Origin of the sequence: Scandinavium lactucae (assembly GCF_033843265.1) — a bacterium.
In the GTDB taxonomy this organism is placed as follows: Bacteria; Pseudomonadota; Gammaproteobacteria; order Enterobacterales; family Enterobacteriaceae; genus Scandinavium; species Scandinavium lactucae.
Genome location: NZ_JAWXRD010000040.1, coordinates 1,043,246 through 1,054,814 on the forward strand (window position 1 = coordinate 1,043,246; position 11,569 = coordinate 1,054,814).

Annotated in this window: 12 protein-coding genes and 3 pseudogenes; 5 read left to right on the top strand and 10 right to left on the bottom strand. The window is 52.1% G+C overall.

Going from position 1 to position 11,569, the window contains the following annotated elements; all coding sequences use genetic code 11:
* Positions 1–5: 5 nt before the first annotated feature.
* Positions 6–1,214: a serine-type D-Ala-D-Ala carboxypeptidase gene (gene dacC, locus SIK69_RS22815; protein WP_319629729.1), complete on the bottom strand. Its 1,209-nt coding sequence runs from the start codon at positions 1,212–1,214 to the stop codon at positions 6–8.
* Between the two features lie 246 nt (positions 1,215–1,460).
* Here dacC and SIK69_RS22820 point away from each other — a divergent pair, with 246 nt between their 5' ends.
* The gene (locus tag SIK69_RS22820) at positions 1,461–2,087 is read left to right on the top strand and encodes a glutathione S-transferase family protein (protein WP_319629728.1); all 627 of its coding nucleotides are present in this window, start codon (positions 1,461–1,463) and stop codon (positions 2,085–2,087) included.
* 2 nt (positions 2,088–2,089) lie between these two features.
* Here the strand turns inward: SIK69_RS22820 and SIK69_RS22825 are convergent, their stop codons facing one another.
* Both SIK69_RS22825 and SIK69_RS22830 read right to left on the bottom strand, forming a co-directional pair.
* Positions 2,090–3,205 carry a PQQ-dependent sugar dehydrogenase gene (locus SIK69_RS22825; protein ID WP_319787209.1) on the bottom strand — a complete coding sequence of 372 codons (1,116 nt, stop codon included), beginning with the start codon at positions 3,203–3,205 and terminating at the stop codon, positions 2,090–2,092.
* Positions 3,206–3,311: 106 nt separating this feature from the next.
* Positions 3,312–3,695 (bottom strand): biofilm formation regulator BssR, encoded by a 384-nt coding sequence (locus SIK69_RS22830; protein ID WP_319787210.1) that lies wholly within the window; start codon positions 3,693–3,695, stop codon positions 3,312–3,314.
* 245 nt (positions 3,696–3,940) lie between these two features.
* On the opposite strand from SIK69_RS22830, the gene SIK69_RS22835 reads away from it, so the two are divergent.
* On the top strand, positions 3,941–4,171 hold the full coding sequence (locus tag SIK69_RS22835) for a DUF2554 family protein (protein WP_319629725.1): 231 nt from the start codon (positions 3,941–3,943) through the stop codon (positions 4,169–4,171).
* A 28-nt stretch (positions 4,172–4,199) separates the two neighbouring features.
* Here the strand turns inward: SIK69_RS22835 and SIK69_RS22840 are convergent, their stop codons facing one another.
* Positions 4,200–4,442 (bottom strand): hypothetical protein, encoded by a 243-nt coding sequence (locus tag SIK69_RS22840; RefSeq protein ID WP_319629724.1) that lies wholly within the window; start codon positions 4,440–4,442, stop codon positions 4,200–4,202.
* Between the two features lie 253 nt (positions 4,443–4,695).
* On the opposite strand from SIK69_RS22840, the gene rimO reads away from it, so the two are divergent.
* Positions 4,696–6,021, top strand: a complete 1,326-nt coding sequence (rimO, locus tag SIK69_RS22845; protein WP_319629723.1) for a 30S ribosomal protein S12 methylthiotransferase RimO — start codon at positions 4,696–4,698, stop codon at positions 6,019–6,021.
* Positions 6,022–6,339: 318 nt separating this feature from the next.
* Here rimO and SIK69_RS22850 read toward each other — a convergent pair.
* Positions 6,340–7,489, bottom strand: a pseudogene (locus SIK69_RS22850) (IS3 family transposase).
* Between the two features lie 61 nt (positions 7,490–7,550).
* Between SIK69_RS22850 and SIK69_RS22855 the strand changes: the two are divergent.
* A pseudogene (locus SIK69_RS22855) lies at positions 7,551–7,733 on the top strand (SymE family type I addiction module toxin); the annotation flags it as partial.
* Positions 7,734–7,825: 92 nt separating this feature from the next.
* Here the strand turns inward: SIK69_RS22855 and SIK69_RS22860 are convergent.
* The 3 genes and pseudogenes from SIK69_RS22860 to SIK69_RS22870 all read right to left on the bottom strand — a co-directional run.
* The gene (locus SIK69_RS22860) at positions 7,826–8,056 is read right to left on the bottom strand and encodes a hypothetical protein (RefSeq protein ID WP_319787211.1); all 231 of its coding nucleotides are present in this window, start codon (positions 8,054–8,056) and stop codon (positions 7,826–7,828) included.
* A complete protein-coding gene (locus SIK69_RS22865; protein ID WP_319787238.1) occupies positions 8,049–8,411 on the bottom strand; it encodes a TNT domain-containing protein in 363 nt (120 codons plus the stop codon). The genes SIK69_RS22860 and SIK69_RS22865 overlap by 8 nt, the downstream gene beginning before the upstream one ends.
* Positions 8,388–9,257: pseudogene (locus SIK69_RS22870) on the bottom strand (RHS repeat domain-containing protein); the annotation flags it as partial. The pseudogene SIK69_RS22870 and the gene SIK69_RS22865, both read right to left, overlap by 24 nt.
* Positions 9,258–9,843: 586 nt before the next feature.
* Here SIK69_RS22870 and SIK69_RS22875 point away from each other — a divergent pair.
* Complete coding sequence (locus SIK69_RS22875) at positions 9,844–10,146, top strand: SymE family type I addiction module toxin (RefSeq protein WP_319787212.1); 303 nt, start codon at positions 9,844–9,846, stop codon at positions 10,144–10,146.
* A gap of 192 nt (positions 10,147–10,338) precedes the next feature.
* Here SIK69_RS22875 and psi4 read toward each other — a convergent pair whose 3' ends face one another.
* Complete coding sequence (gene psi4 / locus SIK69_RS22960; protein ID WP_374941383.1) at positions 10,339–10,635, bottom strand: Psi4 family immunity protein; 297 nt, start codon at positions 10,633–10,635, stop codon at positions 10,339–10,341.
* Positions 10,625–11,569 (bottom strand): RHS repeat domain-containing protein (locus tag SIK69_RS22880; RefSeq protein WP_319787213.1); only part of this gene is annotated, 945 nt, incomplete at its 5' end. The genes SIK69_RS22880 and psi4, both read right to left, overlap by 11 nt.

The following is an 11,569-nucleotide window of genomic DNA, read 5'->3' on the forward strand; positions in this document are numbered from 1 at the left end:
ACAACTTAAGAGAACCAGCTGCCAAACCACTGGTGGAATTTCATCAGCACGAAATCGACCATGCGGTCGAAGAAACCGCCTTCATTGACCGCCTCCATCACGATCAGCGGACGCTGTTCGATGGTTTTATCGTTCAGCTTGAAGTCGATGGTGCCGACCACTTGCCCTTTCGTCAGCGGGGCCGTCAGCTGCGGATCGTTGAGGGTGTAGCTCGCTTTCAGGTTTTTCAACTGCCCACGCGGTAAGGTGATGGAACCTGCGTCCCCTGCCCCCAGCTTGGCCTGGCTGCTGTCGCCGTACCACACGCGCTGTTCGATAAATGTCGCATCCGGTTTGATAGGCGTGACGGTTTCATAGAAGCGGAAACCCCAGGTCAGCAGCTTTTCGGATTCATTAAAACGGATTCGGTCCGTTTTGGTGCCGAGCACGACCGCAATCAGACGCATATCGCCCTGCTTCGCCGAAGAGACCAGGTTATAACCCGCTCCAGCAGTGGTGCCCGTTTTCACCCCATCCGCACCCAGACTATTGTTCCACAACAGACGGTTGCGGTTAGGCTGCTTGATGTTGTTGAAGGTAAACTCTTTCTCTTTGTGAATGGCGTACTCATCCGGTACGTCATGGATCATCGCTTTGGTCAGCAAGGCCATATCGCGGGCGGTACTGAACTGCCCCGGCGCATCAAGACCGTGAACGGTTTTGAACGTGGTATTGGTCAGGCCCAGTTTCTGCGAATAGCTGTTCATCAGGCTGATGAATGAATCCTGGCTACCCGCCACATAATCCGCCAGCGCGATGCAGGCGTCGTTCCCGGACTGGATGATCACCCCTTTATTGAGGTTTTCCACCGATACCTGATCGCCTGGTTTGAGGAACATCACTGATGAACCACGCAGCGCCGGATTACCGGTCGCCCAGGCATCTTTGCCAATGGTGACCATATCGGTCAATTTGATTTTATTGGCTTTTATTGCCTGGCCCACAACATAGCTGGTCATGATTTTGGTCAGACTGGCCGGGTCGAGTTTGTCGTCAGCATTGCCCTCGCTCAGCACCTTGCCGCTGGCGTAATCCATCAGGATCCACGCTTTGGCATCTACCGGCGGAGCTTCCGGTTGTTGAACAGCATCGGCCGCCTGTAGCGCAGGAGCCACGAGAAGTAAAAGCAAGGAGCCTGCCAGCAGGCCGCGGGGAGAAACAACTGTACGCGTCATAAGAGCCACCCAAGTATCCATTCCAAAAAACACGCTACGTCTACGACGCCGTGCAACAACAGGCGGTGAGTAATAACGTAGAAATGACCTTAAAGAAACAATGCGTTGGTAAAGTTTTTAAAGTTTACGCAAGAACGCCGCGTTGTGCCGAAAACGAGACAATTTTTTTGATCGCGGTTGTATGAATGTTGAATATAACTCACCATGAGAGCTTCATTAATTGATGCGCTGAATATAGGTAGGATTATGATCACGCTTTGGGGCAGAAATAATTCAACAAATGTTAAAAAGGTACGCTGGACGCTGGAAGAGCTGGATCTGACCTACAACCAGATCCTCGCCGGGCTGGAGTTTGGCCTGAATCACGATGCGGACTACCTCGCCAAAAACCCGAACGGTCTGGTACCGCTGCTGCATGACGACGCCACCGAGATTACCCTGTGGGAATCCAATACCATCGTGCGTTATCTTGCCGCGCAGTACGGGCAAAACAGCCTGTGGCAGGACAATCCAGCCAAACGCGCGCAGGGCGAAAAATGGATGGACTGGGCTAACGGCTCACTCTCTCCGGCGCATCGGGTTATCCTGATGGGCCTCGTCAGAACGCCAGTGGAACAGCGTGATTACGCCGCTATTGAAGCGAGTATCGTTCAGTGCGAGAAATTGTTAGCGATTCTGGACGCGGCCCTTGCGGAATCCCCGTGGCTGTCCGGGGATGAGTTTGGTCCGGGCGATATCGCCGTGGCCCCGTTCATCTATAACCTGCTGGAAACGGTTAAAACCTGGCAGCCGCACCCAAATTTACAGCGCTGGTATCAGCAACTGTCGCGCCGCCCGGCGTTTCAAAGCGTGGTGATGATCCCGGTTACCTGATTTTAGGATCCCGGGCTTATCTTCAATAATTGTCCATCGGACTCGTCGGTTAACGCATAAAGATAGCCGTCGGGTCCGACACGCACATCACGAATGCGCTGCTTTCTCTCTGCCAGAATGCGCCCCTCTTCCGTCACCTTGTTGCCATCGACGTTGAGCACAATAATTTCCTGCGTCTTCAACGCACCGATAAACAACTTATGCTGCCATTGCGGGAATGTATTCGCATGATAGAACGCCATGCCACTGATCGCAGGTGACTGCGGCCAGAAGAAGAGCGGCGCTTCGGTACCCGCGACTTTTTGACCTTTTGCTTCCGGGATCGGCAATCCGCTGTAGTTCACGCCGTGGGTCGCCAGCGGCCAGCCGTAGTTTTTCCCGCGCTCGGGAATGTTGATTTCATCCCCGCCGCGCGGGCCGTGTTCGTTCAGCCACAGCGTATTGCTCCATGGGTTCATCGCCATGCCCTGCGGGTTGCGGATGCCATAAGACCAGATTTCCGGCCGTGCGCCCGGCCGATTGACAAAGGGGTTATCCGGGGGAACCTTACCCTGCTCGGTCAGTCGGACCACTTTGCCCTGTAGCTTGTCGAGATCTTGCGCAGTGGCGCGCTGGTTGTTTTCACCCAAGCCGATGTACAGATAGCCTTTACCATCGAACACCAGTCGCCCACCAAAATGATTGCCGGTAGAGAGTTTTGGCATTTGCCGGAACACCACCTGGAACCCGGTCAGCCGCGAACGATCGTCGCTTAAGCGGCCATAACCCACCACCGTGCCCGCTTTACCGTCATCGCCCGCTTCGGCATAGCTCAGCCACACCCGCCGGGACTGGGCAAAATCCGGGGCCAGCACCACATCCAGCAGACCGCCCTGTCCGTTAGCCCAGACGCGCGGCACACCGACAATCGGGTCTGACAGCCCTTTGCCTTGCTGCCACAGGCGCAGCTGCCCGCCACGCAGGGTAATCAGCAGGCCCTGGTTGTCCGGTAGGAAGGTCATCGACCACGGGTGATCGAGTTTGCGCTGCAACACATCGACCCGAACGTCAGCCGCATATAATGCAGGCGACAACAGCAGAGAAGAACCCAACAGTAAATTCAGCGTAAAACGGTGCATGGCTGGCTCCTTTTTGACCGATTGCGTTAAGGGTAGCCAGCGGACCAGAGACGGGGGGAATGTTTACAAAAACTTAACCATGAGGGGGAGTTGCCTCCCCCGAAAGTCAGGCATGCGCCCGGGGCGCAGAGGTATTCACAACCTGGATAGCCGAAGATAAGGTGTCGAGACAGCCTTGCAGCGCATCCGGGTTAACGGCGATAAATGACGGGCAGTCGTGATGTCCGCTCATCATACTCACCGCCGCATGAGCCAGTGCTTCTGTGGCTGCGTGAAATGCCACATTGTGGGCGGGTGTTAACGACGTCGCGAGCGCCGGGGCGTGTGTGCGTAGCTCGCCGCACAGTTCAAACAGGTTATCACGCAGATGATCAGTGTCGCTGACGGACATATAGCCCTTGGCTCGCCTGAGTTGCAGGTAGGCCGCGAGGTCAATTTGCGCATTAACCAATTTATTCAACAGGTTGTGGAACAGTCTTTCAGCGTTCATATCCTCCTCCTGCATCGTCCGGTGTCAACGTTATAGTATGGTTGTTTTTTGTACACACCAATGCGTCAGGTCAATATTTCGCCGATAATTTACCCTTTTTTAACCTCTGCTGATTGACGCAAGGCTGTGTAACCAGAGGGTACAAGAAAGCAACACTTGTTGAGGTTTTGTTTCGGAAACTGAATAGTTACTTACAGGAACTATTGATACAGTGCGCCACGTCTCCCCAATCAGACGGTGCAAAAATGTTCCAGAAAGGATTATCCATTATGCTACTGCTGTGCGCGCTTTTTTCCGGACAGCTATTGGCGAGTGGTCATGGACATGAATTCTACGATGTCCAGAATGCCGATCATCTGCTGCGCCACAGCGCCGACAGCGATGAAATCCGCGCCCGAGCCAGAGAGGCCGCCGATGAACTTCGCGAAGGTCACCATAACGTGAAAGACCGTAAACCCGAGGTTATCCATTTATAAAAGTCTCCCCCATAAGCGGGGGGAGAACTCAGTATTTAATATCGCGTGCGGCATCGCGGCCGCTCTGTTTATTTTCACGATGATCCTGACGACAATCGGCATTACCGACCACGCCCTGACGGCACTCTTGTTTCGCATCACGGGAATCCTGACGGGTGTCCTGGCGTACGTCGCGGGCATCGCGGCGCTGGCCTGCCTGCTGGGTGGCCTGAGCCGGTAATACGGCAGTCAGCGAACAAACGGCAAGCAGCATCATTGCAGATTTTTTCATGGTAAATCCTCAAGCAGAATAATTGCACAGAACGTTGGAAGTCTATTTTTTAGCAAATAAGCGCCTGCTGCTTTTTCTATTTGATTTAATTAAAAATCAATTCTGAGTTGCATTCAGAGAAGTATAGTTCAGACAATGAATTCGCTCGTGCCAGCCCGTCACTCAAGGTTTGCTAAAGATAGCAGTACAAATTCCCCGCCGACCTCTGTAGAATCCGTGCCTGACCTTCCCCAAATTGAATACTTTTTAAGCTATGAGCAATGTAACGCAGCAGCCGAAAATCGGCTTTGTCTCTCTGGGCTGTCCCAAAAACCTGGTGGACTCTGAACGTATCCTGACCGAACTGCGCACCGAAGGCTATGATGTGGTGCCAAGCTACGACAATGCCGATATGGTTATCGTCAACACCTGCGGCTTTATCGACAGCGCGGTGCAGGAATCCCTCGAAGCCATCGGCGAAGCCCTGAAAGAGAACGGCAAGGTGATTGTCACCGGCTGTCTCGGTGCAAAGGTCGACCAGATCCGTGAAGTGCATCCGAAGGTGCTGGAAATCACCGGTCCACACAGCTACGAGCAGGTGCTGGAACACGTGCATCACTACGTGCCAAAACCGCAGCACAACCCGTTCCTGAGCCTGGTGCCAGAACAGGGCGTGAAGTTGACACCGCGTCATTACGCGTACTTAAAAATTTCCGAAGGCTGCAACCATCGCTGCACCTTCTGCATTATCCCATCGATGCGTGGCGACCTCGACAGCCGTCCGATTGGCGACGTGCTGTCTGAAGCCAAACGCCTGGTGGATGCGGGCGTGAAAGAACTGCTGGTGATTTCTCAGGACACCTCCGCCTACGGCGTGGATGTGAAACACCGTATGGGCTTCCATAACGGTGAGCCGGTAAAAACCAGCATGGTCGGCCTGTGCGAACAGCTGGCGAAGCTTGGCGTCTGGGTACGCCTGCACTACGTTTACCCGTATCCACACGTTGATGACGTGATTCCGCTGATGGCGGAAGGCAAAATCCTGCCGTACCTCGATATCCCCCTGCAGCACGCCAGCCCGCGCATCCTCAAACTGATGAAGCGTCCGGGTTCCGTTGACCGCCAGCTGGCGCGCATCAAACAGTGGCGTGAAATGTGCCCTGAGCTGACCCTGCGTTCTACCTTCATCGTCGGCTTCCCGGGTGAAACCGAGGAAGATTTCCAGATGCTGCTCGACTTCCTGAAAGAGGCGCGCCTCGACCGCGTCGGCTGTTTCAAATACAGCCCGGTAGAAGGTGCGACTGCCAACGAACTGGAAGGTCAGGTTCCGGAAGAAGTGAAAGAAGAGCGCTGGAACCGCTTTATGCAGCTGCAACAGCAGATTTCCGCTGAGCGTCTACAGGAGAAAGTGGGCCGCGAAATCATGGTACTTATCGACGAAGTGGATGAAGAAGGCGCGATTGGCCGCAGCATGGCCGATGCCCCGGAAATCGACGGCGCTGTATACCTGAACGGCGAAACCCGCGTGAAGCCAGGCGACGTGCTGCGCGTGAAAGTTGAACATGCGGATGAGTACGATCTGTGGGGTTCACGGGTTTAATTCCTGAGGAAGCCTTCTCCAGAACTGGCCGTCTCTATACACACGTCCCCGGCATAATCGCCGGGGACTTTTTTTGATCTTTTCCCGCGCTGTTTATCTGCCTGTATATTCTTTACTCAGGTCTCCGGTATGGTGCTTTGCGATTATCATTCATGGGCTAAAACGGGCTATCAGCGCCAATTAGATAAGACTATAGATCGCCAGCGACAGCACGTAGCGTGGGCAGCGTATCGCTGCCCTACCCCACCTCCTGATGGGCTTTGTTGAATAAGTCGGTTTAGATAAAAGTGATCTTACCCACGTAAGGTGGACACGGCCCTAAGCGAGGTTCTGGTTTTCAAACTGTTCCGGGCTGAGGCCGCCACAGGCACTGTGACGACGCCACCGATTGTAATCACACTCGATATAATTAAATACCGCTGTTCGCATTAACTCCCGGCTGAGAAAACGTTCACCGTGGATACATTCCACCTTCAGCGAGTGGAAGAAGCTTTCCGCGCAGGCATTATCGTAACAACATCCTTTGGCACTCATGCTACCGTGCAGATTATGCCGCTTCAGCAGCGCCTGATAGTTCGCCGAACAGTATTGCCCGCCGCGATCGGTGTGGACAATGACATTTCCCGGTCGCTTACGTCGCCAGAGTGCCATCTGCAGCGCATCGCAGGCCAGCTGCACTGTCATCCGCGACGACATTGACCAGCCGATGACAGCCCGCGACCACAGGTCAATCACCACCGCGAGGTACAGCCAGCCCTCGTCGGTGCGAAGATACGTGATGTCTCCTGCCCACTTCTGATTCGGGCCACTCGCGTAAAAATCCTGTTTCAGCAGATTTTCAGACACCGGCAGCTCATGTTCTTTGTAGCTGACCGGGCTGAACTTCCGGGCAGCCTTTGCACGAAGTCCCTGACGTCGCAGGCTGGCAGCAATGGTTTTGACGTTGTACTCAGGCAGTTCGTCAGCGAGACGGGGTGCACCATAACGCTGTTTTGCCTCCGTGAATGCCTGACGGACGGCAGCATCACAGATGAGCCGGAACTGCTGACGTGGTGTTATCTGCTGACGACGCAGACACCAGGCATACCAGCCGCTGCGGGCAACCTGCAGTACCCGGCACAGGTTTTTGACGCTGAACTCAGCCCGATGATTTTCGATAAAGACATACTTTATTTCAGGCGCTTGGCGAAGTATGTCGCGGCCTTTTGGAGAATGGCCAGCTCCTCTGCCTGTTCCGCCAGTTGGCGTTTAAGACGGGCAATTTCAACGGACATTTCCTGCTCACGTTCGGAAGAGCTGCGGGCATTGTTAATCTTGCTGCGCCATGCGTAGAGCTGGGATTCGTACAGACTGAGTTCCGGGCAGCGGCAGCAACACCGATACGTTCCGCAAGCTTCAGGGCTTCGTTGCGGAATTCAGGTGTGTGCTGTTTGCGGGGCTTCTTATTGGTTGATGCTGGTTTTGTCATGAGTCACCTCTGGTTGAGAGTTTACTCACTTAGTCGTGTGCCCACTATTCGCGGGTAGGATCATTATTCCCGTCATCCGAGTCTGATGTTTAAAGGCGACTGGCTGAAAGAAGCTGGATTTGATACCGGGACAGGCGTGCCGGTGAAAATATCGGATGGCGTGCTGACGATTATTGCGGCCCCCCTGAAGTGCAGACTCTGGAGGCGGAACTTTACCAGTTTAAACAGGCGGCTATGGGAATGAAGGCGCTGGTTGCTTAGTGGATTGAAGATGACAAAAGGGCCGAAAAGTTCTGATGAACTTTCCGGCCTTTTATTATTAATGCAAGCATTTTATTATTTTATATTCAACATTTTTTTCAATCTTAAAAAGAAAGCATCACATGCGCCCTCTTCATTTGAAAAATATTCAGGCTCGGTTTTTTGCCCTCTTTCACTATAAAATACAACCCATAAAAAACCATCATGCATAAAACATAGTGACTCATTTTTATCACAATCAATAGAATAACTACCATTGGGTAAGTTCATGCTAATCAATTGATTAAGTAGTTCATTTTTAGCCACAACAATCTACCCCTTCGATCATTTCTTTCAAATGCTCAGAATCCAAATAGGATTGAACGCTATGCTCTAGTTTATATTGCGTTCCCATCCCCATTTCCCCAAACCAAGGAGCAATCTTGCTTTCCGCTACGTTTGGAATAGGTTTCATCACCTTATAAACAGTATAAGGCCCTGAATCAGTTCCCGGTGGCAGAGCACGCATTGAATACGGAGTGCCAACAGGAGAAGTATATCTACCACCGGAATAACCATATCTATCAATAGTCGTACCAGGTTCTAAAGTTGTATTACTAACAGGGCCATGTGCACCATCGTTCGGTGGATAGTATGTTACTGGTAAATTACTTAACCCCAGCGGATCAATATATTTCAGTGGATTTGATGCATATCCATATGGGTTTAGTCCACCCGCCAGCCCTATCGGGTCCGGCGTCAGGTACTGCCCCGTCTCCGTATCATAGTAACGGAACCGGTTGTAGTGCAACCCCGATTCCTCATCCTCATACTGCCCCGCAAAACGCAGGTTACAGCTCAGCTTGTCCGCATCATTCGCCGCCACCGCCCACTGCCGGCACCGGCCCCAGATACTCAGCCGTCCCGCCCACGCCCTTTTCCCCTGCTCCGTCAGCAGCTCCCGCGGTGTCCCCAGGTGGTCACTCACCACATAATGCAGCCTGCCCTTTTCCTGCCGCGCCAGCGGGGTGAGTCCTCCGGGGGCATACAGCCAGTGGATACTCTCCTCACAGGCCGCCGTGCCGTCTGCGTACACCGGCGTCTCCGCTATCAGCTGGTCCCCGCTCCACTGGTATTCCCACCCCACCGGTCTTGTCGCCGGAGGGCTGTCCCACAGCTTTTCCTTGCGGATGCGTCGCCCGAACGGGTCGTACGTATAGCGCCAGCGTGCCCCGTCCGGGGTGATAAACCCGCTCAGCTGGCTGTGCGCATTCCACCGGTAACGCCATCGCTGTGGCCGCCAGCCGTCCCGGCACAACCGCTTTTCCGTCAGTCGTCCGGCGGCGTCGTACCGGTACTCACAGTCGCCACGACGCACCACCCGCCCCGCCTGCTGTTGCTGGCGGATGAGTTGTTCCGCCGCCAGTACCGAACGGATATTCAGGTCCGCATCGTACTCAAACTGCTCTTCCGGGAACGCTGTCCCGTCCGGCATCGCCCGGGTTATCTGGTCGTTCTGGTCGTAACGACATATATATTCTCATTTCCTGAGAAGTCTATTCTAAAAAAACGAAGCGACAAAGGCATCCATATTTTCACAATTAATCAATGGTTGGTCTAAAGACATTCCCTCTTTAAATAATGAGATTACACTTTTTATTGAAAAATTCACATTAGTGAAAACAATAAAGCATGCAAGACATCCAGCCTTTTATATATAGAGTATTTTCATGTAGATGATAATCAACTGAAAAATTGTGTAACATTATCACATCCACATAAATGCTGGATCACCTGAGTCTCCGTAATAGGTCCACGCGTAATAAATCTCGCCCGTTTTTTATTTACAACAATCATCCGAGGGCCCGCATCACTACTTCCTGGCCTAGGATCAACTCGATGCAAGGTTTGAGATCGGGTGTTGCTCCGGCAATTTCAGGCCGTTGCACAGTTGCCAGATGAAGATAAGGATGTGATTAAGAAGCTGATTGATGCGTTTCTGGTTAAGAAGCGTATACAGGCACTGGCGAGATAACAGATGGATTTAACGCGGAATTGACGTGCTTGCAACACGTCCGTTCCGCCAACCATAGGCAACCAAACAGGAGTTAACTATGGCTGAGCACGATTGTATTTCAGAACACGGAATTTCCAAAGCGCAGCGCCGTTATATTCTCGATTATGTGCCGAACCGGGGCAATGCCGGGACCCCGAATATTCATTTAAAGGGTAAATGGCTGAAAGAAGCGGAGTTTGAGACGGGTACACATCTCATCGTGAAAATATCTGATGGCTGTATTGTGATTATTAAAGACAGTGAAGAAGCGAATGCACCTAGAAATGAGAAGGAAGCGCTACATCAGCAACTTCTGGATATTAACCAAGCCAATCAGAATATAAATAGCACCGCAAAATAGGCGCTTCAGGGAATATCTGTTTAGTAAAACAATAAATAGGAACTGGGAATATCCCAACCCCCTAATGAAGAGTAGCATTTATATTACAGTCTCCTTCCATGTGATATGAGATAGTTATTTAAATAACCATCAACGATTAATCAGCCGTAAAAACTTATTTTTTCGACTGATGACCTCTCAATTGACAATCATTTATTGTTTGTAATCTTTCCAAGTATTATTTATTTTTATGACTTCATTAAACAGTTCAATTTCATCAAAATCATTCGTATCTCGTATGTCAGGATTTGAGCAATACATGTCTAGTGCTGTGAACACCGAGTCAATATATCGTTGGAAATATAAACTGGTATTTTTACTATCACTACTATCTCTATATTTTCTCCAAAGAGAAAGATACTCAGACTCAAACGTAGGAGCAGATATTACTCCTAATGTATAAATGTCAATCAAATGCATGAGTTTTAACTCAAGTGAATTAAAATACATTGCCACCCCCCTCTAACTCAGCAACTTGTCGTTCTGATAGCTTCCATCCTGAGATGAAATTTCCATCCATATCCGTCATGACATCAAGATTAGTATTGGGATCATAATGATGATAAACGTCCTGTTTCCACCGATATGTTCCTTTTATTACGCTTGTACTTGATAAGTTAATATGTGTTCGCATTGCATTTTCAAATGCTTCGAGCCCTGTTTTATTTGCATTTCCGGAAACACCGAAATCGATAGCATGTTTAAATTTCTTCTGTAATTGTTTGCTGTCAAATAGAGGACAAACACAAGCCAGCCCCAGCGGATCAACCCAGCTCAGCGGGTTATGCACATACCCGTACGGATTCACGCCGCCCGCCAGCCCGATTGGGTCCGGCGTCAGGTACTGCCCCGTCTCCGTATCATAGTAACGGAACCGGTTGTAGTGCAACCCCGATTCCTCATCCTCATACTGCCCCGCAAAACGCAGGTTACAGCTCAGCTTGTCCGCATCATTCGCCGCCACCGCCCACTGCCGGCACCGGCCCCAGATACTCAGCCGTCCCGCCCACGCCCTTTTCCCCTGCTCCGTCAGCAGCTCCCGCGGTGTCCCCAGGTGGTCACTCACCACATAATGCAGCCTGCCCTTTTCCTGTCGCGCCAGCGGGGTGAGTCCTCCGGGGGCATACAGCCAGTGGATACTCTCCTCACAGGCCGCCGTGCCGTCTGCGTACACCGGCGTCTCCGCTATCAGCTGGTCCCCGCTCCACTGGTATTCCCACCCCACCGGTCTTGTCGCCGGAGGGCTGTCCCACAGCTTTTCCTTGCGGATGCGTCGCCCGAACGGGTCATACGCATAGCGCCAGCGCGCCCCGCCCGGGGTGATAAACCCGCTCAGCTGGCTCAGGGCATTCCACCGGTAACGCCACCGCTGTGGCCGCCAGCC

Coding starts and splice junctions, on each gene's coding strand:
- dacC (WP_319629729.1), bottom strand. CDS start 1,214: ATGACGCGTACAGTTGTTTCTCCCCGCGGCCTGCTGGCAGGCTCCTTG.
- SIK69_RS22820 (WP_319629728.1), top strand. CDS start 1,461: ATGATCACGCTTTGGGGCAGAAATAATTCAACAAATGTTAAAAAGGTA.
- SIK69_RS22825 (WP_319787209.1), bottom strand. CDS start 3,205: ATGCACCGTTTTACGCTGAATTTACTGTTGGGTTCTTCTCTGCTGTTG.
- SIK69_RS22830 (WP_319787210.1), bottom strand. CDS start 3,695: ATGAACGCTGAAAGACTGTTCCACAACCTGTTGAATAAATTGGTTAAT.
- SIK69_RS22835 (WP_319629725.1), top strand. CDS start 3,941: ATGTTCCAGAAAGGATTATCCATTATGCTACTGCTGTGCGCGCTTTTT.
- SIK69_RS22840 (WP_319629724.1), bottom strand. CDS start 4,442: ATGAAAAAATCTGCAATGATGCTGCTTGCCGTTTGTTCGCTGACTGCC.
- rimO (WP_319629723.1), top strand. CDS start 4,696: ATGAGCAATGTAACGCAGCAGCCGAAAATCGGCTTTGTCTCTCTGGGC.
- SIK69_RS22875 (WP_319787212.1), top strand. CDS start 9,844: ATGGCTGAGCACGATTGTATTTCAGAACACGGAATTTCCAAAGCGCAG.
- psi4 (WP_374941383.1), bottom strand. CDS start 10,635: ATGTATTTTAATTCACTTGAGTTAAAACTCATGCATTTGATTGACATT.